General features: G+C 67.1%; 23 protein-coding genes. 3 read left to right on the top strand and 20 right to left on the bottom strand.

All coding sequences use genetic code 11. The features are described from left to right. Positions 1-114: 114 nt before the first annotated feature. From AC1RM6_RS16315 to AC1RM6_RS16295, 5 genes are read right to left on the bottom strand one after another with little or no spacing between them, the layout of a single operon-like run. Positions 115-2,097, bottom strand: coding sequence for an acetyl-CoA carboxylase biotin carboxylase subunit (locus AC1RM6_RS16315; RefSeq protein ID WP_493103037.1), 1,983 nt, complete (start codon positions 2,095-2,097; stop codon positions 115-117). Positions 2,098-2,113: 16 nt separating this feature from the next. After that, a complete protein-coding gene (gene bioB / locus AC1RM6_RS16310) occupies positions 2,114-3,109 on the bottom strand; it encodes a biotin synthase BioB (RefSeq protein WP_493103036.1) in 996 nt (331 codons plus the stop codon). Continuing rightward, the gene (scpA, locus tag AC1RM6_RS16305) at positions 3,109-5,253 is read right to left on the bottom strand and encodes a methylmalonyl-CoA mutase (protein ID WP_493103035.1); all 2,145 of its coding nucleotides are present in this window, start codon (positions 5,251-5,253) and stop codon (positions 3,109-3,111) included. Before scpA ends, bioB begins: the two co-directional genes overlap by 1 nt. 24 nt (positions 5,254-5,277) lie before the next feature. Beyond that, the gene (gene mce, locus AC1RM6_RS16300) at positions 5,278-5,715 is read right to left on the bottom strand and encodes a methylmalonyl-CoA epimerase (RefSeq protein ID WP_493103033.1); all 438 of its coding nucleotides are present in this window, start codon (positions 5,713-5,715) and stop codon (positions 5,278-5,280) included. 56 nt (positions 5,716-5,771) lie between these two features. After that, complete coding sequence (locus AC1RM6_RS16295; RefSeq protein ID WP_493103031.1) at positions 5,772-7,304, bottom strand: acyl-CoA carboxylase subunit beta; 1,533 nt, start codon at positions 7,302-7,304, stop codon at positions 5,772-5,774. A gap of 112 nt (positions 7,305-7,416) precedes the next feature. Here AC1RM6_RS16295 and AC1RM6_RS16290 point away from each other — a divergent pair, with 112 nt between their 5' ends. Further along, a complete protein-coding gene (locus tag AC1RM6_RS16290; protein WP_493103029.1) occupies positions 7,417-8,835 on the top strand; it encodes a helix-turn-helix domain-containing protein in 1,419 nt (472 codons plus the stop codon). A gap of 39 nt (positions 8,836-8,874) precedes the next feature. After that, positions 8,875-9,330: a hypothetical protein gene (locus tag AC1RM6_RS16285; RefSeq protein ID WP_493103027.1), complete on the top strand. Its 456-nt coding sequence runs from the start codon at positions 8,875-8,877 to the stop codon at positions 9,328-9,330. A gap of 25 nt (positions 9,331-9,355) precedes the next feature. On the opposite strand, the gene AC1RM6_RS16280 is transcribed toward AC1RM6_RS16285, so the two are convergent. From AC1RM6_RS16280 to AC1RM6_RS16245, 8 genes are all read right to left on the bottom strand, one after another. After that, the gene (locus tag AC1RM6_RS16280; protein WP_493103025.1) at positions 9,356-10,327 is read right to left on the bottom strand and encodes a sensor histidine kinase; all 972 of its coding nucleotides are present in this window, start codon (positions 10,325-10,327) and stop codon (positions 9,356-9,358) included. A gap of 83 nt (positions 10,328-10,410) precedes the next feature. After that, entirely contained in the window at positions 10,411-10,923 is a 513-nt protein-coding gene (locus AC1RM6_RS16275; protein WP_493103023.1) for a CcdC protein domain-containing protein, read from the bottom strand. Between the two features lie 143 nt (positions 10,924-11,066). After that, positions 11,067-13,421: a polyribonucleotide nucleotidyltransferase gene (gene pnp, locus AC1RM6_RS16270; protein ID WP_493103021.1), complete on the bottom strand. Its 2,355-nt coding sequence runs from the start codon at positions 13,419-13,421 to the stop codon at positions 11,067-11,069. Between the two features lie 199 nt (positions 13,422-13,620). Beyond that, positions 13,621-13,890, bottom strand: coding sequence for a 30S ribosomal protein S15 (gene rpsO / locus AC1RM6_RS16265; RefSeq protein ID WP_493103019.1), 270 nt, complete (start codon positions 13,888-13,890; stop codon positions 13,621-13,623). A 20-nt stretch (positions 13,891-13,910) separates the two neighbouring features. Beyond that, the gene (truB, locus tag AC1RM6_RS16260; RefSeq protein WP_493103017.1) at positions 13,911-14,795 is read right to left on the bottom strand and encodes a tRNA pseudouridine(55) synthase TruB; all 885 of its coding nucleotides are present in this window, start codon (positions 14,793-14,795) and stop codon (positions 13,911-13,913) included. Positions 14,796-14,841: 46 nt separating this feature from the next. Beyond that, positions 14,842-15,225, bottom strand: coding sequence for a DUF6491 family protein (locus AC1RM6_RS16255; protein ID WP_493103015.1), 384 nt, complete (start codon positions 15,223-15,225; stop codon positions 14,842-14,844). Positions 15,226-15,275: 50 nt separating this feature from the next. Continuing rightward, on the bottom strand, positions 15,276-15,812 hold the full coding sequence (locus tag AC1RM6_RS16250) for an HIT family protein (RefSeq protein ID WP_493103013.1): 537 nt from the start codon (positions 15,810-15,812) through the stop codon (positions 15,276-15,278). Then, the gene (locus AC1RM6_RS16245) at positions 15,803-16,408 is read right to left on the bottom strand and encodes a thymidine kinase (protein ID WP_493103011.1); all 606 of its coding nucleotides are present in this window, start codon (positions 16,406-16,408) and stop codon (positions 15,803-15,805) included. The genes AC1RM6_RS16250 and AC1RM6_RS16245 overlap by 10 nt, the downstream gene beginning before the upstream one ends. 101 nt (positions 16,409-16,509) lie before the next feature. Between AC1RM6_RS16245 and AC1RM6_RS16240 the strand changes: the two genes are divergently transcribed. Then, positions 16,510-17,241 carry an HPP family protein gene (locus tag AC1RM6_RS16240; protein ID WP_493103009.1) on the top strand — a complete coding sequence of 244 codons (732 nt, stop codon included), beginning with the start codon at positions 16,510-16,512 and terminating at the stop codon, positions 17,239-17,241. Here the strand turns inward: AC1RM6_RS16240 and AC1RM6_RS16235 are convergent. From AC1RM6_RS16235 to rimP, 7 genes are all read right to left on the bottom strand, one after another. Beyond that, complete coding sequence (locus AC1RM6_RS16235) at positions 17,226-17,819, bottom strand: hypothetical protein (RefSeq protein WP_493103007.1); 594 nt, start codon at positions 17,817-17,819, stop codon at positions 17,226-17,228. The two genes, AC1RM6_RS16240 and AC1RM6_RS16235, sit on opposite strands and share 16 nt — an antisense overlap. A gap of 64 nt (positions 17,820-17,883) precedes the next feature. After that, positions 17,884-18,294, bottom strand: a complete 411-nt coding sequence (rbfA, locus tag AC1RM6_RS16230; RefSeq protein ID WP_493103005.1) for a 30S ribosome-binding factor RbfA — start codon at positions 18,292-18,294, stop codon at positions 17,884-17,886. Positions 18,295-18,347: 53 nt separating this feature from the next. Next, positions 18,348-21,068, bottom strand: a complete 2,721-nt coding sequence (gene infB / locus AC1RM6_RS16225; RefSeq protein ID WP_493103003.1) for a translation initiation factor IF-2 — start codon at positions 21,066-21,068, stop codon at positions 18,348-18,350. Between the two features lie 21 nt (positions 21,069-21,089). Then, the gene (locus AC1RM6_RS16220; protein ID WP_493103001.1) at positions 21,090-21,794 is read right to left on the bottom strand and encodes a DUF448 domain-containing protein; all 705 of its coding nucleotides are present in this window, start codon (positions 21,792-21,794) and stop codon (positions 21,090-21,092) included. An 85-nt stretch (positions 21,795-21,879) separates the two neighbouring features. Continuing rightward, positions 21,880-22,116 (bottom strand): tautomerase family protein, encoded by a 237-nt coding sequence (locus tag AC1RM6_RS16215; protein WP_493102999.1) that lies wholly within the window; start codon positions 22,114-22,116, stop codon positions 21,880-21,882. Continuing rightward, positions 22,116-23,729, bottom strand: coding sequence for a transcription termination factor NusA (gene nusA / locus AC1RM6_RS16210; protein WP_493102997.1), 1,614 nt, complete (start codon positions 23,727-23,729; stop codon positions 22,116-22,118). Before nusA ends, AC1RM6_RS16215 begins: the two co-directional genes overlap by 1 nt. A gap of 8 nt (positions 23,730-23,737) precedes the next feature. Further along, the gene (gene rimP, locus AC1RM6_RS16205; protein ID WP_493102995.1) at positions 23,738-24,298 is read right to left on the bottom strand and encodes a ribosome maturation protein RimP; all 561 of its coding nucleotides are present in this window, start codon (positions 24,296-24,298) and stop codon (positions 23,738-23,740) included. Positions 24,299-24,359 lie beyond the last annotated feature (61 nt).

Below are 24,359 nucleotides of genomic sequence, written 5' to 3'. Positions count from 1 at the left end.
TCCGTACCCGGGGCGATTCCCCCTGTTCCGGAGCCGGAATATCAAGACACGCCCAACGCCCCGTTAAAGACATTGGTTAACGGGGCGCCCGACCCCGGGCTCCCCGTTTCACGCTCATTCGAATTCGAGGATCACCGCGTCGACGGCGAGGCTTTCGCCCGCCGCCGCGCTCACCGTCTTGACGGTGCCCGCCTTCTCGGCGCGCAGGATATTCTCCATCTTCATCGCCTCGACCACCGCGAGCGGCTGGCCGGCCTCGACCCTGTCGCCTTCCTTGACGTAGATCGTCGTCACCAGCCCCGGCATCGGACAGAGCAGGAAACGCGACATGTCGGGCGGGATCTTCTCGATCATGTGCCGGCTGAGATCGGCGACCTTCGGGGTCAGCACCTGCACGACATGGCTGGCGCCGCGCGCGGTGAATTTCCAGCTGGTGCGCTTGCGCTCGACCTTGACCGACAGCGTCTCGCCGTCGACCACCGCCTCGACCAGCCGCTGCCCCGGGACATAGGGCGCATCGACGACGACCGCGGTGCCGTCGACGGTCACCGCCTCGCCTTCGAGCTCGACCCGATGTTCGGCGCCGTCGAGGCGCACGACCCAGCTGCTCGGCGGCTCGGCCGGGCCGTTGAGGCGCCCGTCGATCTGCGCGGCGCGCGCGGCGTCGGCGGTGGCGACCAATGCCGCGATCGCCGCCAGCTTGACGGTCAGCCGCGCCCCCGCCGGTGCCCCGACGAAGCCCTCGGGATATTCCTCGGCGATGAAGCCGGTGGTGATGTTGCCCGAACGGAAGCGCGGATGCTGCATCAGCGCCGACAGGAAATCGATGTTGTGGCCGATCCCTTCGAGCTCGAACCGGTCGAGCGCGGTGACCTGCTTGTCGATCGCCTCCTCGCGGGTCGGCGCCCAGGTGATCAGCTTGGCTATCATCGGGTCGTAGAACATCGAGATTTCGGAGCCTTCATAGACACCGTCGTCGACGCGCACATTGTCGGCCTCGGCCGGCGGCCGATAGCGCACGAGGCGCCCGGTCGACGGCAGGAAGCCGCGATAGGGATCCTCGGCATAGACCCGGTTCTCGACCGACCAGCCGTTGATGCCGACATCGGCCTGGGTGATCGCCAGCTTCTCGCCATAGGCGACGCGGATCATCTGCTCGACCAGGTCGAGGCCGGTGATCATCTCGGTCACCGGATGCTCGACCTGCAGGCGGGTGTTCATTTCGAGGAAGTAGAAGCCCTGGCCGGTGGTGTCGGCGCCGCTGACGATCAGTTCGACGGTGCCGGCGCTGTAATAGCCGACCGCTTTCGACAGCATCACCGCCTGCTCGCCCATCGCCTTGCGCATCTCTGGAGTGACGAAGGGTGACGGCGCCTCCTCGACGACCTTCTGGTGACGACGCTGGATCGAGCATTCGCGCTCGTTCAGGTAGAGGGTGTTGCCGTGCTTGTCGCCGAGCACCTGGATCTCGATGTGGCGCGGGCTCTCGATGAACTTCTCGATGAACACGCGGTCGTCGCCGAAGCTGGCGAGGCCTTCGCGCTTGGTCGCCTCGAAGCCTTCGCGGACGTCCTTCTCGCTATAGGCCAGGCGCATGCCCTTGCCGCCGCCGCCGGCCGAGGCCTTCATCATCACCGGATAGCCGATGCCGTTGGCGATCTCGACCGCATGATCGGTCGAATCGATCTCGCCGACATAGCCGGGGACGACGTTGACCCCGGCTTCCTTGGCCAGCTTCTTCGATTCGATCTTGTCGCCCATCGCCGCGATCGCGCCGATCGGTGGGCCGATGAAGGCGATGCCGGCGTCCTCGAGCGCCTGGGCGAAGCTGGTCCGCTCGGAGAGGAAGCCATAGCCCGGATGGACCGCCTCGGCGCCGGTGTCCTTGCACGCCTGGATGATCCGATCGGCGATCAGATAGGATTCGGAGGCCGGCGGCGGGCCGATATGCACCGCCTCGTCGGCCATCTCGACATGCGGCGCGCGCGCATCGGCGTCCGAATAGACCGCGACCGTCTTGATGCCCATCTTCTTCGCGGTCTTGATCACGCGGCAAGCGATTTCGCCGCGATTGGCGATCAGGATCTTCTTGAACATCAGTGCCCCTTCAGAGTCATTCAGCCGCGATGGCGTGCGGCTCGTGCGCGCTCGCCAGCGAAGGTTTCAAGCCCAGCTTCGCGAAGAGTTTCGCATCGCTGTCGCCGCCGGCATTGCCGGTGGTGAGCAGGCGATCGCCGGTAAAGATCGAGTTGGCGCCGGCCATGAAGCACAGCGCCTGGGTCGCGTCGGACATGCTCTCGCGGCCGGCCGACAGACGGACGACCGAGCCGGGCATGGTGATGCGCGCGACCGCGACGGTACGGACGAATTCGATCTCGTCGATCTGCGAGGTCGGCACGCCCTTGAGCATATCGCCGAGCGGGGTGCCTTCGATCGGCACCAGCTCGTTGATCGGCACGCTGCCCGGATGCTCGGGCAGGGTCGCGAGCGCATGGAGAAAGCCGACCCGGTCGGCGCGGCTCTCGCCCATGCCGACGATCCCGCCACAGCAGACGTTGATGCCGGCGCCGCGGACGCGCTCGAGCGTCTGCAGCCGGTCGTCATAGGTCCGGGTGGTGACGACATCGCCATAATATTCGGGCGAGGTGTCGAGATTATGGTTGTAATAATCGAGCCCCGCCTCGGCGAGGCGCTCGGTCTGGCTGTCGCTGAGCATGCCCAGGGTCATGCAGGTCTCGAGCCCCATCGCCTTGACGCCCTCGACCATCGCGACGATCGCATCCATGTCGCGATCCTTGGGGCTGCGCCAGGCCGCGCCCATGCAGAAGCGCTCGGAACCGCCGGCCTTCGCCTCGCGTGCCGCCGACAGCACCTCCTCGACCTGCATCAGCTTGGTGGCCTTCAGGTCGGTGTCGTTGCCCGCCGCCTGGCTGCAATAGCCGCAATTCTCGGCGCAACCGCCGGTCTTGATCGACAACAGGGTCGAAAGCTGGACGGCGTTGGCGTCATGATATTGGCGGTGCACGCCCTGCGCCTGCCACAGCAGGTCGTTGAACGGCAGGTCGAACAGCGCGGCGATCTGTTCGCGGGTCCAGTCATTACGGATCATCACTCGGCGGCCTCATCGACGCCCTCGGGGGGCTGGTTATGGCCGAGCAACTGGAGCACTTCGGCCGCCGCCGCAACCAGGTTGGTGCCCGGGCCGAAGATCGCCTGGACCCCCGCGTCGCGCAGCGTCTGATAATCCTGCGCGGGGATGACCCCGCCGGCGATCACCTTGATATCGCTGCGGCCGGCATCGCGCAGATGGCCGATCAGCTCGGGGATCAGCGTCTTGTGACCGGCAGCGAGCGACGAGGCGCCGACCACGTCGACATCGGCCTTGATCGCCAGCTCCGCGGCTTCCTTCGGGGTCTGGAACAGCGGCCCGGCGACGACGTCGAAGCCGAGATCGCCGAACGCCGACGACACCAGATTGGCGCCGCGGTCATGGCCGTCCTGGCCCATCTTGGCGACGAACAGCTTGGGCTTGCGCCCCTTGCGGCGCTCGATCGCGTCGACCCCGTCGATCAGCCCGGTCCAGCGCGGATCGTCGCCATAGGCGCCGCCATAAACGCCCTTCACCGGGGTCGGGTTGGTGCCATAGCGCCCGAACACATCCTCCATCGCCGCCGAAATCTCGCCGAGGGTCGCGCGGTGGCGCGCCGCCTCGACCGCGAGTTCGAGCAGGTTGGCGGTGCCGCGCGCACCTTCGCGCAACGCATCGAGCGCGGCCTGGCAGGCGGCTTCGTCGCGGCCGGCCTTCACCTTGGCGATGCGGGCGATCTGCGACTCGCGGACAGCGACATTGTCGACGTCGAGGATGTCGATCGGGTCTTCCTGCGCCAGCTTATATTTGTTGACGCCGACGATGACCTCTTCGACACGGTCGATCCGCGCCGCCTTGGCCGCCGAGGCCTCCTCGATCATCGCCTTGGGCCAGCCCGCGGCCACGGCCTTGGCCATGCCGCCATCGGCCTCGACCTTCTCGATGATCGCCCAGGCCTTGTCGACCAGCTCCTGGGTGAGCGCCTCGACATAATAGGAGCCGCCGAGCGGATCGACGACCTTGGTCATCCCCGTCTCTTCCTGGATCACGATCTGGGTGTTGCGCGCGATCCGGGCCGAAAAGTCGGTCGGCAGCGCGATCGCCTCGTCGAGCGCATTGGTGTGGAGCGACTGGGTGCCGCCCAGCATCGCCGCCATCGCCTCGATCGTGGTGCGCATGACGTTGTTGTACGGATCCTGCTCGGTCAGCGACACGCCCGAGGTCTGGCAATGGGTGCGCAGCATCTTCGAGCGCTCGTCCTTGGCGCCGAGATTGGTCATCACCCGATGCCACAGCACCCGCGCCGCGCGCAGCTTGGCGATCTCCATGAAGAAGTTCATGCCGATCGCGAAGAAGAAGGACAGGCGGCCGGCGAAGGCGTCGATGTCGAGGCCCGAGGCCACGCCATATTTCACATATTCCTGGCCGTCGGCGATCGTGAAGGCCAGCTCCTGGACCTGCGTCGCCCCGGCTTCCTGCATATGATAGCCCGAGATCGAGATCGAATTGAACTTCGGCATCTCGCGCGAGGTGTAGCCGAAGATGTCCGAGATGATCCGCATCGAGGGTTCGGGCGGGTAGATATAGGTGTTGCGGACCATGAACTCCTTGAGGATGTCGTTCTGGATGGTCCCGTCGAGCTGCGCGCGCGGCACGCCCTGTTCCTCGCCGGCGACGATGAAGAAGGCGAGGATCGGGATCACCGCGCCGTTCATCGTCATCGACACCGACATCTTGTCGAGCGGAATGCCGTCGAACAGGATCTTCATGTCGTCGATCGTGTCGATCGCGACCCCGGCCTTGCCGACATCGCCGGTCACCCGGGCATGGTCGCTGTCATAGCCGCGATGGGTGGCGAGGTCGAAGGCGACCGACAGGCCCTTCTGGCCCGCCTTGAGGTTGCGGTGATAGAAGGCGTTCGAGGCCTCGGCGGTCGAGAAACCGGCATATTGGCGGATCGTCCACGGACGCCCGGCATACATCGACGCGCGCACGCCGCGGGTGAAGGGGGCATAGCCGGGCAGGCCCGGATCGATCCCCTCGACATCCTCGGCGGTGTAGAGCGGCTTGACCGCGATACCCTCGGGGGTCTGCCAGGTCAGGTCCTTGCCCTTGACCTCTTTCGCGGCGGCGGCCTGCCAGTCGGCCAGAGTCTTGTCAGTCATGTCTCTACTGCCTTCTACCGCTGCTCAGTGCGCGCCCTTGGGCGTTTCCATGATTTCGGTCAGCACCCCGCCCATATCCTTGGGGTGGACGAAGAAGATCAGCGTGCCGTGCGCGCCGATCCGCGGCTCGCCGAGCACCCGCTTGCCCAGCGCGAGAAACTCCTCGCGGGCGACATGGATGTCGGGGACCTCATAGCACATATGATGCTGGCCGCCCGCCGGATTGGCCTTGATGAAGCCGGCGATCGGGCTGGTCTCGTCGAACGGCTCGATCAGCTCGATCTGGGTGCCGGCGGTGCCGTTCTCGCCGGGGGTGTCGACGAAGCACACCTTCACCCCCTGCGCGGGCAGATCGAACGGTTCGTGGATCTTCGTCGCGCCCATCACGTCGCGATAGAAGGCGATGCTGTCCACCAGCGAAGGCGTCGCGACGCCGATATGGTTCAAGCGGCCGAGTTTCATGATCCTACCTCTCCAACATCGTCATCCATGCCGCGGGATACCCCCGCGGCGGCGCCTCACAGCGGGATGTTGTCGTGCTTCTTCCAGGGATTCTCGAGGCTCTTGTTCTTGAGCTTGCGCAGGCCGAGCGCGATCCGGCGGCGGGTCGAATGCGGCATGATCACCTCGTCGATGAAACCCTTCGACGCGGCGACGAACGGGTTGGCGAAGCGGTCCTCATATTCCTTGGTGCGCGCGGCGAGCTTCTCGGGGTCGCCGGCCTCCTTGCGGAAGATGATCTCGACCGCACCCTTGGCGCCCATCACCGCGATCTCGGCGGTCGGCCAGGCATAGTTGAGGTCGCCGCGCAGATGCTTCGAGCTCATCACGTCATAGGCGCCGCCATAGGCCTTGCGGGTGATGACGGTGATCTTGGGAACGGTCGCCTCGCCATAAGCGAAGAGCAGCTTGGCGCCATGCTTGATGATGCCGTTATGCTCCTGCGCGGTGCCGGGCAGGAAGCCGGGGACGTCGACGAAGGTGACGATCGGGATGTCGAACGCGTCGCAGAAGCGCACGAAGCGCGCGGCCTTCTTCGACGAGTTGATGTCGAGCACGCCCGCCATCGCCAGCGGCTGGTTGGCGACGATGCCGATCGGGCGCCCCTCGATCCGGCCGAAACCGACGACGATGTTCGGGGCATGGCCCGGCTGGACCTCGAAGAAATCGCCCTCGTCGACGACCTTCGCGATCAGCTCCTTCATGTCGTAGGGCTTGTTGGCATTGTCGGGGATCAGCGTGTCGAGGCTGGCGTCGAGCCGGTCCCAGGGATCGTCGGTCGGCCGCACCGGCAGCGCATCGCGGTTCGACAGCGGCAGATAGTCGAAGAAATCGCGGGTCGCGAGCAGCGCCTCGATATCGTTCTCGAACGCATTGTCGGCGACCGACGACTTGGTGGTGTGGGTGACCGCACCGCCGAGCTGTTCCTGGGTGACGACCTCGTTGGTGACGGTCTTGACCACGTCGGGGCCGGTCACGAACATGAACGAGCTGTCCTTCACCATGAAGATGAAGTCGGTCATCGCCGGCGAATAGACCGCGCCACCCGCGCAGGGCCCCATGATCAGGCTGATCTGCGGGACCACGCCCGAGGCGAGGATGTTGCGCTGGAACACCTCGGCATAGCCGCCGAGCGAGGCGACGCCTTCCTGGATTCGGGCGCCGCCCGAATCGTTCATGCCGATCACCGGCGCGCCGACCTTCATCGCCATGTCCATGATCTTGCAGATCTTCTGGGCGTGGCGTTCGGACAGCGCGCCGCCATAGACGGTGAAGTCCTGGCTGAACACGAACACCAGCCGGCCGTTGATCGTGCCCGACCCGGTGACGACGCCATCGCCCGGGATATGCTCCTGCTCCATCCCGAAATCGGTGCAATTATGCTCGACATACATGTCGAGCTCCTCGAACGATTCGTCGTCGAGCAGCACCTCGATGCGCTCGCGCGCGGTGAGCTTGCCCTTCTTGTGCTGGGTGTCGATCCGCGCCTGTCCGCCGCCGAGCCGGGCCGCGGCGCGCTTCGCTTCGAGTTTCTGGAGGGTGGCGAGCATCAGGCGCTTCTCTCTTCCGAAATATGGAGCCGCTCCCTTTCCAATCTTTGCCGGCCAGTGCAAATGTGAATTTGCGGAATTGCGAACCATGATTCTGCATAATGGAGGACCGATGGCGCGCAGGACGAGGCACAGGCTGTTCGCCGGGCATGAACTGCGCGCGCTGCGCCTGCGCGGCGGGCTGTCGCAGGCGGCGATGGCCGAGCGGCTGGCGCTGTCGGTCAGCTATTTGTCGCAGCTCGAAAATGACGACCGCCCGGTCACCCCGGCGGTGACCGAGGCGCTGGCCCGCGCCTTCCCGATCGACTGGGGCGCATCGCGGACCGACGATGTCGAAAGCCGGCTGGCGGCGATGCGCGAGGCGATGGCCGATCCGCTGTTCGCGGGCGAGCCGGTCGGTGCCGATCTGCTCCACCGCATGGTCGAGCAGCAGCCGCTGTTCGCCGATCGCTTCGTGCGGCTGCACAATGCCTATCGGCGCAGCGACGAGCGGCTGCAACTGGTCGACGACCGGATCGCCAGCGGGGTGCCCGGCGACGACCGCCTGCCCTGGGAAGAGGTGCGCGACTGGTTCCACGAGGCCGGCAACTATGTCGACACGATCGACCGTGCCGCCGAACTGTTGGCGCAGGAGCTCGACGCCCAGCCGCTGCCCGAGACGCTGATCGCGCATTGCCTGAAGGCGCGCCATGGCATCGACATGGTGTCGTCGACCGACGAAAGCGGGACGATGCGGCGTTTCGATCGCGCACGCGGGCTGCTGACGATCGGCGCGTCGCTGCCGGCCGAAACCCGCCGCTTCATGATCGCGCACCAGCTGGCGCTCATCGAGTTCCGGCCGCTGATCGACGCGGTCGCGCGGCAGGCCAAGCTGCGTTCGACCGAGGCCTATAATCTGCTCGCGGTCGGCCTCGCCAACTATGCCGCGGGGGCGCTGCTGATGCCCTATGACCGGTTCCGCGAGACCGCGCGCGCGACCCGCCACGATATCGACCGGCTGTGCCAGCGCTTCGGGGTCAGCTTCGAACAGGCCTGCCACCGGCTGTCGACGCTGCAGCGACCCGGCGCGCGCGGCATCCCCTTCTTCTTCTGCCGGGTCGACATGGCCGGCAACATCACCAAGCGCCATTCGGCGACCCGGCTGCAGTTCGCGCGCTTCGGCGGCGCCTGCCCGCTGTGGATCGTCCATGAGGCGGTGGCGATCCCCGACCGCATCCTCGTCCAGCTCGCCGAAATGCCCGACGGGGTCCGCTATGTCTCGATGGCGAAGGGGCTGGTCAAACCATCGGGCAGCTTCACCCGCGCCCCCCGCCGCTTCGCGGTCGCGCTCGGCTGCGAGGCCGATCATGCCCGCGAGTTCATCTATGCCGACGCGCTCGACCTCGCCAATCCCGGCGCCGCGACCCCGATCGGGGTCTCGTGCCGGCTATGCCCGCGCGAGAGCTGCGACCAGCGCGCCTTCCCGCCCGCCGACCGATCGATCCTGGTCGACGCCGACATCCGCAATGTCGTGCCCTATCGGGTGCTATAGGCCTGTGTTAGCCTCCCAATACAGGGGAGGATTTTCGCCATGAAACGAGTCGCACGCGCCATCGCTTCGGGAGTCGCGGTCGCGGGAACGCTCGATCTGCTGAGCGCCTTCGGGTTCAGCGCGGTGAAAGGGGTGGGCCCGGTCCAGGTGCTCCATTTCGTCGCGAGCGGCCCGTTCGGCGACGCGATGAAGGAGGGCGGGCTGGCGACCGCATTGCTCGGGGTGCTGGTCCATTATGCGCTGATGACGGCGATGGTGACGATCTTCACCCTCGCGGCGATCCGCATCCCGGCGATCCTGAAGCATCCGCTGGTCGGAGGCATGCTCTATGGCCTCGCCATCTATCTGGTGATGTACTGGATCGTGATGCCCGCCCGCTTCGGTTCCTATCCGAAGCCGACCCTGTGGGCGTTCGGCAATGCGCTGTTCTCGCATCTGTTCTGCGTGGGGCTGGCGATGGGCTGGGCGGTGTCGAAGGCCCTCCGGCGGAGCTGAAATCGCCGCGCACGGTCGGTGCTTCTCATCGCGGCAGGTGCAACCGCGCCACCGACCCCAGGCCATGGGTGAGGCTGAACTCGCCGCCGAGCTGCCGGGCGAGCATCTGCGCGAGCCGCAGCCCGAGGCTGTCGCTGTTCGCCAGCGCGAAGCCCGGCGGCAGGCCATGGCCGTTGTCGACCACGGTCAGGTCGATCGCACCGCCATGGTCGCGGATATGGATCGAGATCAGCCCCGCGCGACCGCCGGCAAAGCCATGTTCGATCGCGTTCGACACCGCCTCGGCGACGATCAGCGCCACCGGTATCGCCGCATCGGCCTCGAGCGCGATCGAATCGTCGGCTTCGACGACGAAGTGGATATCGGTGCGGCCGCTCGAATCGATCAGGTCTGCAGTCAATTGCCCGACGAAGCCGTCGAAGCGCAGCTGCTCGCCGCTCGGATCGTGGAGATGGCGATGGAGCCGGCCGATCAGGCCGAGCCGCCGCGCCGCCTCGTCGAGCGCGGCCCTGGCATCGGGATCGGCGACGTCGCGCTTCTGCAGCGACAGCAGCCCGCCCACCACCTGGAGATTGTTCGAGATGCGATGCTGCAGTTCGCGGAACAAGATGTCGCTGCGCTCGGCCAATGCCCGGCTGCGCTCGCGCTCGTCGCGCAGCCGGGCATTGGCCTGCTGCATCCAGTGGACCAGCGCGATGTCGGTCGCCACCACCAGGGTGAAGAAACCCATCGCCACCGCGACCGGCACCGACATCTTGACCGCCCCGAACGGCGGCACGAACCAGTACCAGGCGATCAGCCCGCACAATATCCCGGCCAGGGTGCCCGGGCCGCGGCCGAACAGGAAGCTCGCCAGGATCACCGCCGGGAAGAAGGTCACGAACGGAAAGCCGGCGGGCATCACCGGATCGGCGGCGATCCGGAGCAGCAGTCCGCCGAGCGCGAACAGCACCGCCATCGCATAGCCGAATGCGGGAACGTCACCGGCCAGCGGCAATCGTTCCAGAAGGTCGACAAACGGGCGCTTCCGCCCGTTGGCCGGAAGGTTTGCCAGCAGCCGCCCGTCCGGCGACGCTTCGGTCATCCGCCCCGTACTTCGCCGAGCAGGCGCCGCGCGCGCAGGAAGATCTCGACCCGATAGGCGGTCAGCACGCCGACCGCGAACGCGAGGAAGATGTCGGCCACCAGCCCTGCCCCCAGATGCCAGCGCTCATCGCCCATCGTCACCAACGATCGCAGCGCCATGCGAAAGACCAGCAGCGCGACCAGGAAGACCACCGCCGCCGGCGACGTCTTCTGGTTGAGCTCATGGGTCTCGGGATCGACCCCGATCGCGATGAAGCGGCCGCGCTGCCAGCCGACCGCGCTGCCCAGGATCAGGGCGATCGCGATCCACAGCCAGCCCAGTGGCGGCGGCGGCAACTGAATCAGCAGGAAGATGCCGACGCCGGTGAAGATCGTCGGAATGATCCACAAGGTCTCGAGCCGCAGCTTGCGGACCTGCCCCATGCGCCGCCAGCGGATGAACAGGACGATGCCGATGATGAGCCCGGTGACCCCATAGCGGATCCAGTCGGCCTGATTCGTCGGCATAGAGTCGCGTCTCCCCTCGGCGCTGTTCCGCTAACATGTGCACCAGACGGACGAAATGAAATAGCCCGCACATGAAAAAGGGGAGCCCGTAAAGGCTCCCCTCGTTCATTGCGTGACCCTGATAGGGTCCCGAGGCTTCGACCTCAGTCGTCGTCGCGGGTCAGGAAGGCCGGGGCGAAATCGGGCGCGGGGCCGTCATCATTGCCGCCTTCCGAACGCTCGCGGCGCGGACCGCGATCGCCGCCATCACGACGGGGGCCGCGATCGCCGCCTTCGCGGCGGGGACCACGATCGCCGCCATCGCGACGCGGACCACGGTCGCCGTCACGGCGCGGGCCACGATCGCTGCGGGGAGCACGATCGCCACGATCGCCGCCTTCGCGCGGCGGACGGGTGTCGGGCAGTTCCTCGCCGGTTTCCTGATCGACGACGCGCATCGACAGGCGAACCTTGCCGCGCGGATCGATCTCGAGAACCTTGACCTTGACCTCCTGGCCTTCGGTCAGGGCGTCGGCGACCTTCTCGACCCGCTCGTTCTTGATCTCCGAGACGTGGACGAGACCGTCCTTGCCGCCCATGAAGTTCACGAACGCGCCGAAATCGACGAGGTTGACGACCTTGCCGTTGTAGATCTTGCCGACCTCGGCCTCGGCGACGATGCCGATGATCCAGTTCTTGGCGGCTTCGATCTGTGCGGTGTCGGACGAGCTGATCTTGACGGTGCCGTCATCGTCGATGTCGACCTTCGCGCCGGTGGTGGCGACGATCTCGCGAATGATCTTGCCGCCGGTGCCGATGATGTCGCGGATCTTGTCCTTGGGAACCGACATCGTCTCGATGCGCGGCGCGTGCGCGCTGAGCTCGGTACGGGTCGAATCGAGCGCCTTCGACATTTCGCCGAGGATGTGCGCGCGGCCTTCCTTGGCCTGCGCCAGCGCGACGCGCATGATCTCTTCGGTGATGCCGGCGATCTTGATGTCCATCTGCATCGTGGTGATGCCGTCGGACGTGCCCGCCACCTTGAAGTCCATGTCGCCGAGATGATCCTCGTCGCCGAGGATGTCGCTAAGCACCGCGAACTTCTTGCCTTCGAGGATCAGGCCCATCGCGATGCCCGAGACCGGGCGCTTCAGCGGCACGCCGGCATCCATCATCGACAGCGAACCGCCGCACACCGTCGCCATCGACGACGAGCCGTTCGACTCGGTGATGTCCGACAGGACGCGGATCGTGTAGGGGAATTCCTCCTTGGTCGGCAACACCGGGTGCAGCGCGCGCCACGCCAGCTTGCCATGGCCGACTTCGCGGCGGCCCGGGGCGCCGAAGCGGCCGACTTCACCGACCGAATAAGGCGGGAAGTTATAGTGGAGCATGAAGCTCTCGTACGACAGGCCGGTCAGGCCGTCGATCATCTGCTCGGCTTCCTTGGTGCCCAGCGTGGTGGTGCAGATCGCCTGGGTCTCGCCCCGGGTGAACAGCGCCGAACCGTGCGCGCGCGGCAAGAAGTGCACCATCGCCTCGATCGGACGGATCTGGGTGGTGGTGCGGCCGTCGATGCGCTGGCCGTCCTTGAGGATGGCGCCGCGGACGATCTCGGCCTCGAGCTTCTTCATCAGCTTGCCGGCGGCCATCTGGTCCTGCGGGGCGGCGTCGGCGAAAGCCGCCTTGCCCTTGGCGCGCGCCTCGTTGAGCAGGCCCGAACGCTTGGACTTGTCGGTCACCTTGTAGGCGGCGGCGATGTCCTTGCCGATCAGGTCCTTGAGCTTCTTCTTGGCGGCGGTCAGGTCGGCCTGGGGGGCCATTTCCCACGGATCCTTCGCGGCCTGCTCGGCCAGGTCGATGATCGCGTTGACGGCTTCGCGGCAGGCGGCGTGCGCGAACTGCACCGCGCCCAGCATCACCTCTTCCGAAAGCTCCTTGGCTTCAGATTCGACCATCATCACGGCGTCGCCGGTGGCGGCGACGACGAGGTCGAGATCGCCGGTCTTGATCTGCTCGACATTCGGGTTGAGCACATATTCGCCGTCGACATAGCCGACGCGCGCCGCGCCGATCGGGCCCATGAACGGCACGCCCGAGATCGTCAGCGCCGCGGAGGCCGCGACCATCGCGAGCATGTCGGGCTCGTTCTCGCCATCATAGCTGAGAACCTGCGCGATCACGTTGATCTCGTTGTAGAAGCCTTCCGGGAACAGCGGGCGGATCGGGCGGTCGATCAGGCGGGAGACCAGGGTCTCCTTCTCGGTCGCGCCGCGCTCACGCTTGAAGAAGCCGCCGGGGATACGGCCCGCGGCCGAATATTTTTCCTGATAATGGACGGTGAGCGGGAAGAAGTCCTGCCCTTCCTTCACGCTGCGTGCGGCCGTGACGGCGCACAGCACGACGGTTTCGCCGAGGGTCGCGATGATCGCGCCATCGGCCTGGCGGGCGACACGACCCGTTTCCAGGGTGAGGGTCTGTCCGCCCCACTGGATTTCAACTTTCTTGATATCGAACATCTGGGTTCCTTCTCTCCGAACGCCCTATGCGTCCGGGGCCTATGCCGATGGCCGGGTTTCTGTGATGGCCATCATATGGGGCAGGCCTGCTTCGGCCCGCCGTGACGGGATCTTGTGCCCGCCGCCCTGCCAATCGCCGAATTGCGGCTGGCCGGAAAATGCGAACGGCCCCGCATGGGGGCCGTTCGGAACTTTGGGCTTACTTGCGCAGGCCCAGCTTGGCGATCAATGCGGTGTAGCGGTCCGCGTCCTTCTTCTTGAGATAGTCGAGAAGGCTGCGGCGCTTGTTGACCAGCATCAGCAGACCGCGGCGCGAGTGATTATCCTTCGCATGGGTCTTGAAATGCTCGGTCAGGTTGGCGATGCGCTCGGTCAGGATCGAAACCTGGACCTCGGGGCTGCCGGTGTCGCCATCGCTGCGGGCGTTGTCGGCAATCACGGCGGTCTTGCGCTCGGCGGTAATCGTCATTCGTATCTTCCTTCGCGACATCAGCTCATGTTGAAACCGCGCACGACCCGGACCTCAGGTCCGATCGCCTCGACCAGCGCGACGGGCTCATCGCCCAGGATCGCCAGATGGAGGCCGGTGGTGGCGGCGGTCCCGATCAGTCTTCGCCCTTCGCGGAGCGCCCTTGCCTGATCGGGGGTGACGGGTAGAGCCGGGATGTCGTCCAGCCCCGCCGTCAGCGGCAAGAGGATCTCTTCAAGCCGCTGGCCCTTAGCGAATTCGTCGAGCTTGTCCAGCGGATTCGCCTGTTCGAGGGTGAACGGCCCGGCCTTGGTCCGCCGCAGCATCGTGACATGGCCGACGCTGCCGGCCGCCACCGCGATGTCGCGCGCGAGGCTGCGGATATAGGTGCCCTTCGACACCCGGGTCGAAAAGGTCGCGAACGGCCCGTCCACCCCGACAAGGTCGAGCCGGTGGATCGTCACCGCGCGCAGCTTCATCTCGACCTCCTCGCCGGCGCGGGCGCGGTCATAGGCGCGCTCGCCGTCGATCTTGATCGCCGAATAAGCCGGCGGCACCTGTTCGATCAGTCCGGTGAAACGCGGCAGCACCGCTGCGATCGCGGCAATATCGGGGATCACCGGCGAGACCGCGACCGCCTTGCCCTCGCCATCGAGCGTGTCGGTCTGGACTCCGAAGCCGATCGTGAAATCATAGGCCTTGTCGGCGTCGAGCATCCGCCCGCTGAGCTTGGTCGCCTCGCCGATCGCGATCGGCAACACCCCCGAGGCGAGCGGATCGAGCGTCCCGCCATGCCCGACCTTGTACTTGCCGTAGCCGCCGATCCGGAGCGCGCGCTTGACCGCCGACACCATCTGGGTCGATCCCGGCCCGATCGGCTTGTCGATGATGATCCATCCATGCATGGCGGGCGCGTCTAGCGGTCACGGCCCGCACGGGCCAGCGAAATGGTCAGTCGGGCCGGTCGGCCTTCGCGGCGGCGCGGGCCGCCGCCTTCTCGGCCTTGGTCGGTGGCGGACCGCTTTCGACCAGGTTCTTGAGCGGGCAGCGGCGTCCCCCGACGACCAGCGTCGAATAGCTGTCGAAGCTGCCCGACCCGCGACCGGGATCGAAACCGACGGCATTGGCGATATCGAGCCCGATGCAGGGCCCCATCGTCTCGGCGCGATACCATTGCTTGCCGTCGGCGCGCAGATAGAGGCTCGAGATGCTGTCGGTCTGCCATTCGCGGATCGTGTCGGCGAAAGGGATCCGGGCCTGTTTCGGTTCGGCGGCCGTCGCCTGGCCGGCCAGCACCAGCATAGGGACGATCAGCGAAAAACCATATTTCCTCATGCCGTCGCTCCTGCCACGAGTCGGCTGAACCCTTGCTGACCCGGCCCCCCTCAGCGCGCCGGCATCGCCGCGCCGATCCGCGCGGCCTCGTCGGCGAGTTCGGCGACATCGCGCTGCTCGACGCCCTTCTCGCCCCAGGGCTGCCCCTTGTAGCGCGGAATCACATGGACGTGGAGGTGGAAGACCGTCTGGCCATAGCCGTTATTCTGCTCGATCGAGAAACCCTGCGCGCCCAGCGCCTTCATCTGCGCCTGGCCGACGCGGCGGGCCACCGCGAGGACATCGTCGAGATCGGCGAGGTCGATTTCGAGCAGGTTCCGCGCCGTCGACCGTTTCGAGATCACCAGCACATGGCCCTTTTCGACCGGCTTGTGATCCATGAAGGCGACCACCCGGTCATCCTCATAGACCCTGGCCGCGGGCAGCTCGCCGCGGATGATCTTCGCGAACGGATTGCCCGGATCATATTGGCCGGGGATCAGCGCCTGGACCTGTGCGACCGGCACCGGGCGGCCCGACGGGACGGTCGCGCAGCCGACAAGCGCGAGCGGCGCCAGCACCAGGATCGTCCGCTTGGTCACCCGCATATCCGGCCTCCCCTGCCCGCCCAGCCCATCTGGGCCATGAAATGCCGCCGGCACAGCGCGACATAGCGCTCGTTGCCGCCGACCTCGATCTGCGCGCCTTCGGTGACGGCTTTGCCATCGGCATCGACCCTGAGGTTCATCGTCGCCTTGCGACCGCACGCACAGATCGCCTTCAGCTCGACCAGCGAATCGGCGATCGCCAGCAGCGCCGCGCTGCCCGGGAAGAGCTCGGCGCGGAAATCGGAGCGCAGGCCGTAAGCCAGCACCGGAATGTCGAGCTCGTCGCAGATCGCCGACAGCTGGAAGACCTGGTGGCGGCTCAGCCATTGCGCCTCGTCGACCAGCACGCAGCCGACCGGCCCCGCCGCCATCGCCCGCGACACCGTAGCGAAGATGTCGGTATCGGCCTCGATCGGATTGGCCTCGGCCTCGAGCCCGATCCGCGAGCTGATCGCGCCGGTACGGAAACGGTCGTCGAACGCAGCGGTGAACAGCATCGTCGTCATGCCGCGCTCGCGATAGTTGAAGTCGGCCTGGAGGAGGGTCGTCGATTTGCCCGCGTTCATCGCCGCATAATAGAAATAGAGTTTGGCCATCGCCCCTCATCGTCCAGCCGACCCGGCTTCGTCCAGATGGGTCGGCCCGGCAAAGAACATCTTTCTCGCCCGCATCGGGCCGATCTGGGATAGGCGCCGGCATGAAGAAGCCGGACGCCGACCTGCCGCGGGTGAAATTCCGCTGGAGCCGCTATCATGCGATGCTGATCGCGACTCCCGACGATGGCGCAACCCGCGACCGGATGATCGCCGGCCTCGGCGCACTGGTGGCGATCGCCGCGATCGGCCTGCTGCTGCGCAGTCTGGCCGTCCATGCGCAGGTGCCGCTGCTGATCGCGCCTATGGGCGCCGCGGCGGTGCTGCTGTTCGCGGTGCCGGCAAGCCCGATGGCGCAGCCGCGCGCGGTGATCGGCGGCAACATCGTCTCGGCGCTGGTCGGGATCGCCGTCGCGCGGTTGCTGCCCGATCCGATGATCGCCGCCGGGGTCGCGGTCGCCGCCGCGATCATCGCGATGGTCGGGCTGCGCTGCCTGCATCCACCGGGCGGCGCGGTCGCGCTGACCGCGGTGTTCGGCGGTCACGACGTCGCCGCGGCGGGCTATGGCTTCGCGCTGATGCCGGTCGCGATCGATGCGATCCTGCTCACCGCCGCTGCCTGGGGCTTCCATCGCTTCTCTGGACACAGCTATCCGCATGTCGCCAAGCAGGCGCTGCCCGCACCGAGCGACCATTTCTCCCGGGCCGACCTGCGGCGGGCGATCGCCGACTATCCCGACATCCTCGACGTCGATCCCGACGATCTCGAGGCCCTGCTCCACGTCGCCGAGCGGCACGCCGCCGAACGGCAACGGGAACCTCAGCGCCGGGCGTAACGCGTCGCCGACAATGTGTCGGATACCGCCGAGCTTTTGCTGTCGATGAAACCGATCGCGCGCATATGCGCACGCACCGCGCCGTCGCCGAACCCGGCCTTCGCACCCTTGACATAGACCAGCCAGATCGGGCTTCCGGCGGGCAGCGCCGCGTGCGCGGCCAGCGCGGCATCGAGCGCGGCGGCGCTGTCGACGACCGCAAGGCTCAATTTCGCGTCGGCCGCGCCGGCGGCGACATGCTGGTCGAGCGCCTCGACCAGCGCGGGATCCTCGACCGGCCCGATCACCAGCGCCAGGCTGGCATGGCCGATCCCCAGCTTCGCCGCGAGACTCGGCGGCGGGGTCGCGATCTTCTTCGCCCATTTGGCGGCGGTCGCGGCGCCGAGCCCGATCGCGATCCGCGCGCCGCCGGCCGAGAACAGCAGCTCGTCGTCCTCGACCCGGACATTCTCCATCGCGGCGATGGCGATGGTCCGCTTGAACGGCGCCCGCAGGATCAGTTCGCGCGCCTCGAGCAGCGCCTTGGCTTCGGCGGCTTCATTGTCGATACAACAGGTACAGACGGCTTCGAGACCCATGAGCTTTCCCTCTCATTCCCCGCGCACGCCATCATGGCGCAGCCGGAACGACCGGGAAAGCCGCTTACGCCTCGTCTTCGTCTTCGGCGGTGAGATCGCGCGCGATATCGGGCTTGCGCAGCAGCGCGTCGATATGGCTGCCCTCATCGAAGCTGTCGTCGGCGACGAATTTGAGCTTCGCGGCATATTTGGTGTTCACCCGCCGCGCGATCTCCTTCTGGAAGAAGGCGGTGTTGGTGCGCAGCGCCTTGAGCACCGCCTCCTCGTCTTCGCCGAGCAGCGGCTTCACGAAGGCGACGGCGTGGCGCAGGTCGGGCGACATCCGCACCTCGGTGACCGAGACCATATGCTTGGCCAAGACCTCGTCATGCACCTCGCCGCGCATCAGCAGGTCGCTGAGCGCATGGCGCACCTGTTCGCCCACGCGCAGCAGGCGGACCGACTTTCCCTCGGCGGTATCGTTATGGCGCGCCATGGCGAGCTTTTTCCTTGCTTGCCCTCTCCCGCAAGCGGGAGAGGGTTAAGGGCTTACAGCGTGCGAGCGCGCTCTTCGACCTCGAAGGTCTCGACGATGTCGCCCGGCTTGATGTCGGTCGTCGATTCGAGCGTGATGCCGCATTCGAGACCCGCACGAACCTCTGGAACGTCATCCTTGAAGCGGCGCAACGACGAAATCTGGCCGTTATAGATGATGACGTCGTCGCGCAGGATACGCGCGCGCAGCTTCTGGCGGATATAGCCTTCGAGCACGAGCAGACCGGCGGCCTTGCCATGCTTGCCGGCCGAGAAGACCTCGCGGATCTCGGCGCGGCCGACGACATGCTCCAGATATTCCGGACCAAGCTGGCCGGCCATCGCGGCGCGGATCTCGTCGAGCAGATCGTAAATCACGTCATAATATTTGAGCGCGACCTGATCGCGGGTGGCGATCTCGCGGGCCTTGGCATTGGCGCGGACGTTGAAGCCGATGATCGGCGCCTTCGACGCCGCCGCCAGCGACACGTCGCTCTCGGTGATGCCGCCGACGCCCGAATGCAGGATGCGCACCTGGATCAGATCGGTCGAGATCTTGTTGAGCGAACCCACGATCGCCTCGACCGAGCCCTGGGTGTCGGCCTTGACCACCACCGGATATTGCTGAGCCTGCTTCTCGCGCAGCGCCGAGAACATCGACTCGAGGCTGGCCGGCGCCGAGGTCGTGCGCTTCTGATGCAGCACGCTGGCACGATAGGCCGCGACCTCGCGGGCGCGGGCCTCGCTGTCGACCACCGACAGCGGATCGCCGGCGCCGGGGACGCCCGACAGGCCGAGCACCTCGACCGGAACCGAGGGTCCGGCTTCCTTGACCTGCTGGCCCTTGTCGTTGACGAGCGCGCGCACCTTGCCGCTCTCGGCGCCGACGACGAAGATGTCGCCGACCCGCAGCGTGCCGCGGCCGACCAGGATCGTCGCGACCGGACCACGGCCCTTGTCGAGCTTGGCCTCGACCACCGTGCCTTCGGCCGAGCGATCGGGATTGGCCTTGAGCTCGAGCACTTCGGCCTGAAGCTGGATCTTCTCGATCAGTTCGTCGAGGCCGGTCTTCTTGAGCGCGGAAACCTCGACCTCCTGGACGTCGCCGCCCATGCTTTCGACCTGGACGTCGTGCTGGAGCAGCGCCTCGCGGACCTTCTGCGGATTGCTGCCCGGCTTGTCCATCTTGTTGATCGCGATGATCATCGGCACACCCGCGGCGCGGGTATGGCTGATCGCCTCGATCGTCTGCGGACGCAGGCCGTCGTCGCCGGCGACCACGATCACGACGATGTCGGTGATGTTGGCGCCGCGCGCGCGCATGTCGCTGAACGCTTCATGGCCCGGGGTGTCGAGGAAGGTGATCTTCGATCCGTCCGCCACCGTCACCTGATAGGCGCCGATATGCTGGGTGATGCCGCCGGCTTCGCCCGAGGCGACATCGGTGCCGCGCAGCGCGTCGAGCAGCGAGGTCTTGCCGTGATCGACATGGCCCATGATCGTGACCACCGGCGGACGCGACTGCATCGTGTCGTCGGCGTCGATATCGTCCGAGGCGACCAGATCGACGTCGCTGTCGGACACGCGCTTGATGTTGTGCCCGAACTCGGTGACGAGCAGCTCGGCCGTGTCCTGGTCGATCGACTGATTGACGGTGACGGGCATGCCCATCTTGAACAGCGCCTTCACCAGGTCCGCGCCACGCTCGGCCATGCGGTTGGCGAGTTCGCCGACGGTGATCGTCTCGGGCACCGCGACGTCGCGGACCTGCTTCTGCTGGACGCTGCCCGACTGGTGGGCGCGCTTGTCCTTTTCGCGCGAGCGCTTGAGGGCAGCGAGCGAGCGCGCGCGCGCGCCGCTATCGTCGTCGAGCGCGCGGGTGACCGTGAGCTTGCCCGACTGGCGGCGGTCGTCGCCCTTGCGGTCGCGCTGCTGCGGACGCGCGGGATCGGGACGCTTGGCGGGCGTGACCGGGGTGAAGCGGCGCGGTGCCGGAACGCCGGGACGGGCGGCGTCGCCGCCTTCGGCCGGAGCCTCGGCGGTGGCGGGAGCGGCGGCTTCGGCCGGAGCCGGCGGCGGTGCCGCAGCAGCCGCGGCGGCGGCTTCCTCGGCGGCGCGGCGATTATCCTCGGCGCGGCGCTTTTCTTCCTCGGTCGCGTCCTGCTTGGCGCGATCCTCGCGGCGGCGCGCTTCCTCGAGCGCGGTCATGCGGGCTTCCTCGGCCTCGCGCAGCAGGCGTTCCTGCTGTTCGCGCCGTTCGAGCGGGGTCAGCGCGCGGGTCGGCCGCGAGACCACCGGTTGGGGCGCGCGTGCGACCGGCGCGACCGGTGCGGGCGCTGGAGCACGGACCGGCGCAGGAGCCGCCACAGCGACCGGGGCCGGTGCGGGGGTCTCGACGACGGGCGTCGCCGGCGCGGCGGGCGCCACAACCGGCGCTGGCGCGGGGGCAGGCGCCGGTGCGGCGACCACCGGTGCGGGCGCGGGCGCCGGTGCAGGGGCCGGCGTGGCGACCGGAGCGGGCGCTGGCGCTGGGGCCGCCACCGGTGCAGGGGCTTCCTCGGTCACATGGGGCTCGGCTTCGCCCGGCCGACCCAGGATACGGCGGCGCTTCACCTCGACGACCACGGTGTTCGAACGGCCATGGCTGAAGCTCTGCTTCACCTGACCGGTCTCGACCGTCCGCTTGAGGCCCAGCGGTGCACGCATGCCCAGCTTCGGCTTGTCGTTATCACTCATATTATAACCGAACCCTTCACTTCACTTAGCTGGCGCCGATGGACCCTGCGGAGCGACTCCGCAAGGCTCGGTACCACTCGAACGTCCTAAAAAGCCGCACCAGCGGCCAAACGCGGTCGAGACGCGCGCAGCGGACGCCGGCGCGGTCAGCGCCACATGTACCACATTTTCGCGTCCCAGCGCCATCGACAATATGGTGCGGTCTGCCGGAATTACCATGCCCCGCGCGCCGCTTCCCTCTTCATCGCGCCCCACCCGCCAAGCCTGGTCGAGCTTGCGGCGGCCGTCTTCGGAGGCATCGGCGGCATGGAGCAGCAGATCGACCTGACCGCGGCGCGCGGCCTCGGCGATCCGGTCCGAACCCGCGAGCAGCGCGCCGGCGCGCGCCTCGAGCCCGAGCCGGTCGAGCGCGGCACGGCGCAAGCCGTCCTCGATCATCTGCGGCAGTTCGGCCGGAATGGTGAATTCGCCGGTCTTGAAGGCGCGGGCGAGCGCCCCCTTGAGGCGGCCCTTGGCCATCGCGGCCTCCAGCGTCACCCGATCGACCCCGATCCAGGCACCGCGTCCACCCGCCTTCGCACGCAGATCGGGCAGCACCGATCCGTCGGGACCGAGCGCGAGCCGGATCAGGTCGTAGCGCGCGCCATGCTCGCCCGACAGGATGCATTTGCGTTCGGGAACATGCTTCGCCGGACGGCCGGCGGGCGCTTCCGCGCCGGCCTCCACGGCCCCGTCTGCGAAAGAGTCGGCCGCCCCTGCCCCTTCCGTGACCGGAAGGGGTGAAGGACGGCGGCTTATGCCTTTTCGCTGCTCATCTTTTGCCATCCGCAGAAGCGACCTCCTGCGTCGGCGCCGGGCTGGGCGCCCGGTCCGCGATGAGAATGCCCCCCGATCCGTAATTCTCGGTGGACAGCTCGGTGATGTTGATCTGCACCGCCGCGGCCGGCTTGCCGAGATGCTCGCCCAGCGACCGGGTCACGTCGGCGACGATCGCGGCCTTCTGCTCGCGCGTGGCGCTGCCCGCCAGACGGATGTCGACGAACGGCATCAGCCTTCGGCCTCGTCGGTGAACCAGTGGGCGCGGGCGGCCATGATGATCTCGTTGCCCTGCTCTTCGGACAGGCCATAGTCGGCGAGTACGCCGGCCTTGATGTCCTCGCGCTCGGCCCGGTCGCGGCGATCGTTGTTCGGACGATCGGGGCTGTTGTTGCGGCGGCGCTGCTCGGGGCGCTTCTTCTGGATCAGCTCGTCGGTCGCCAGGTCGGCAAGATCGTCGAGCGTCTTGATGCCCGCCTTGCCCAGCGTCACCAGCATCGCTTCGCTGATATAGGGCAGTTCGCCCAGCGCGTCCTCGACGCCGAGCGCGCGGCGCTCCTCGCGGGCCGCCGCTTCGCGGCGGTCGAGCGCTTCCTGCGCACGGCTCTGCAGCTCGGCGCCCAGTTCCTCGTCGAAGCCTTCGATCGTCGCGAGCTCGTCGAGCTCGACATAGGCGACCTCTTCGAGCGCGCCGAAGCCTTCGGCGACCAGCAGCTGCGCGAGCGTCTCGTCGACGTCGAGCTCGTTCTGGAACATCTCCGAACGCTCGACGAATTCCTTCTGACGCTTCTCGCTGGCGTCGGCCTCGGTCAGGATGTCGATCGCCGAGCCGGTGAGCTGGCTGGCGAGGCGGACATTCTGGCCGCGGCGGCCGATCGCGAGGCTCAGCTGGTCGTCGGGAACGACCACCTCGATGCGGCTGTCCTCCTCGTCGATGACGACGCGGGCGACCTGGGCGGGCTGCAGCGCGTTGACGACGAAGGTCGCGGTGTCGGGCGACCAGGGGATGATGTCGATCTTCTCGCCCTGCATCTCCTGGACGACCGCCTGGACGCGGCTGCCCTTCATGCCGACGCAGGCGCCGACCGGATCGATCGAACTGTCATGGCTGATGACGCCGATCTTGGCGCGGCTGCCCGGATCGCGGGCGGCGGCCTTGATCTCGATGATGCCGTCGTAGATTTCGGGCACTTCCTGCGCGAACAGCTTCTTCATGAAGTCGGGGTGCGCACGGCTGAGGAAGATCTGCGGCCCGCGATTCTCGCGGCGGACGTTGAGGATCAGCGAGCGGACGCGATCGCCGACGCGAACGACCTCGCGCGGGATCTGCTGGTCGCGGCGGATCACGCCTTCGGCGCGACCGAGGTCGACGACGACATGGCCGAATTCGACCCGCTTGACGACGCCGGTGATGATCTCGCCGGCGCGATCCTTGAACTCGTCATACTGGCGCTCGCGCTCGGCATCGCGGACCTTCTGGAAGATCACCTGCTTGGCGGCCTGGGCGGCGATGCGGCCGAATTCGATCGGGGGCAGCGGATCGACGATATAGTCGCCGACGTCGGCGCCCTTCTGCAGCTTCTGCGCGTCGGCGACCGAGACCTGCTTGAAATAGTCGTCGACCAGCTCGACCACTTCGACGACGCGCCACAGGCGCATGTCGCCCGACTTGGGGTCGATCTTGGCACGGATATCGTTCTCGGCACCGTAGCGGGCACGGGCCGCGCGCTGGATCGCGTCCTCCATCGCCTCGATCACGATTTCGCGATCGATCAGCTTCTCGCGGGCGACCGAATCGGCGATCGCGAGCAGTTCGGCCTTGTTGGCGGAAATGGCGGTGGCCATGACGATGATTATCCTTCCGTTTGAATCTTGCTGTCGCCGCTTCGCGGCGCGTCTTCAACGATCTTGTCCGCGCCCTCGGTCGAGAGCGGCGCGGTGGCCTTGATGAGGGCGTCGGTCAGCACCAGCTTGGCCTGGATGATCTGCGCGATCGGCACATCGACCTCGCCCAGCCGCTCGACATAGAGCGTCACCGAGTCGCCATCGCGGCCCTGGATCCGCCCATCGAACTGCTTGCGCCCGTTGATCGGCGGCGCCACCCGGACCCGAGCCTCGAACCCGGCCCAGTCGGACCAGTCCTGCGGGCGGGTCAGCGGCCGATCGATGCCGGGCGAGCTGACCTCGAGTCGATAGGCTTCCTCGATCGGATCGAGCTCGTCGAACTTGTCGGAAATCCGCCGCGACAGCGCCTCGCAATCGCTGAGGTCGAGCTGCCGCGTGTCGGGCCGCTCGGCCATGATCTGCAGGGTCGGATCGCTCTTGCCGCCGTTCATCTGCACGCGCACGAGCGCCAGCCCCAGGGCTTCCACCTCGGGTTCGATCAGCTTAACAATCGCGGCGATATCCGCCATGCCACCTCACAATAGAACGCAAGAGAGTTCGTCGCCGCAAGCTTTCGCTAGCGGCCCCGGC

Source organism: Rhizorhabdus sp. GW822-FHT03C02 (genome assembly GCF_058801765.1).
The sequence above is the reverse complement of the archived record's forward strand: the minus strand, read 5'-3'. Positions and strand labels throughout refer to the sequence as shown.

What these genes read in the sequence shown, in the direction of transcription:
- truB (WP_493103017.1), bottom strand. Translation starts at nt 14,795, where the DNA reads ATGCATGGATGGATCATCATCGACAAGCCGATCGGGCCGGGATCGACC.
- AC1RM6_RS16275 (WP_493103023.1), bottom strand. Translation starts at nt 10,923, where the DNA reads ATGCCGACGAATCAGGCCGACTGGATCCGCTATGGGGTCACCGGGCTC.
- AC1RM6_RS16240 (WP_493103009.1), top strand. Translation starts at nt 16,510, where the DNA reads ATGAAGAAGCCGGACGCCGACCTGCCGCGGGTGAAATTCCGCTGGAGC.
- AC1RM6_RS16255 (WP_493103015.1), bottom strand. Translation starts at nt 15,225, where the DNA reads ATGAGGAAATATGGTTTTTCGCTGATCGTCCCTATGCTGGTGCTGGCC.
- AC1RM6_RS16235 (WP_493103007.1), bottom strand. Translation starts at nt 17,819, where the DNA reads ATGGGTCTCGAAGCCGTCTGTACCTGTTGTATCGACAATGAAGCCGCC.
- rimP (WP_493102995.1), bottom strand. Translation starts at nt 24,298, where the DNA reads ATGGCGGATATCGCCGCGATTGTTAAGCTGATCGAACCCGAGGTGGAA.
- nusA (WP_493102997.1), bottom strand. Translation starts at nt 23,729, where the DNA reads ATGGCCACCGCCATTTCCGCCAACAAGGCCGAACTGCTCGCGATCGCC.
- infB (WP_493103003.1), bottom strand. Translation starts at nt 21,068, where the DNA reads ATGAGTGATAACGACAAGCCGAAGCTGGGCATGCGTGCACCGCTGGGC.
- AC1RM6_RS16290 (WP_493103029.1), top strand. Translation starts at nt 7,417, where the DNA reads ATGGCGCGCAGGACGAGGCACAGGCTGTTCGCCGGGCATGAACTGCGC.
- mce (WP_493103033.1), bottom strand. Translation starts at nt 5,715, where the DNA reads ATGAAACTCGGCCGCTTGAACCATATCGGCGTCGCGACGCCTTCGCTG.
- pnp (WP_493103021.1), bottom strand. Translation starts at nt 13,421, where the DNA reads ATGTTCGATATCAAGAAAGTTGAAATCCAGTGGGGCGGACAGACCCTC.
- bioB (WP_493103036.1), bottom strand. Translation starts at nt 3,109, where the DNA reads ATGATCCGTAATGACTGGACCCGCGAACAGATCGCCGCGCTGTTCGAC.
- scpA (WP_493103035.1), bottom strand. Translation starts at nt 5,253, where the DNA reads ATGACTGACAAGACTCTGGCCGACTGGCAGGCCGCCGCCGCGAAAGAG.
- AC1RM6_RS16215 (WP_493102999.1), bottom strand. Translation starts at nt 22,116, where the DNA reads ATGCCGTTCGTCGACATCCGTCTGGCGGGCAGCGCCACGCGCGAGCAG.
- AC1RM6_RS16315 (WP_493103037.1), bottom strand. Translation starts at nt 2,097, where the DNA reads ATGTTCAAGAAGATCCTGATCGCCAATCGCGGCGAAATCGCTTGCCGC.
- AC1RM6_RS16250 (WP_493103013.1), bottom strand. Translation starts at nt 15,812, where the DNA reads ATGCGGGTGACCAAGCGGACGATCCTGGTGCTGGCGCCGCTCGCGCTT.
- rbfA (WP_493103005.1), bottom strand. Translation starts at nt 18,294, where the DNA reads ATGGCGCGCCATAACGATACCGCCGAGGGAAAGTCGGTCCGCCTGCTG.
- AC1RM6_RS16245 (WP_493103011.1), bottom strand. Translation starts at nt 16,408, where the DNA reads ATGGCCAAACTCTATTTCTATTATGCGGCGATGAACGCGGGCAAATCG.
- AC1RM6_RS16295 (WP_493103031.1), bottom strand. Translation starts at nt 7,304, where the DNA reads ATGCTCGCCACCCTCCAGAAACTCGAAGCGAAGCGCGCCGCGGCCCGG.
- rpsO (WP_493103019.1), bottom strand. Translation starts at nt 13,890, where the DNA reads ATGACGATTACCGCCGAGCGCAAGACCGCCGTGATTGCCGACAACGCC.
- AC1RM6_RS16285 (WP_493103027.1), top strand. Translation starts at nt 8,875, where the DNA reads ATGAAACGAGTCGCACGCGCCATCGCTTCGGGAGTCGCGGTCGCGGGA.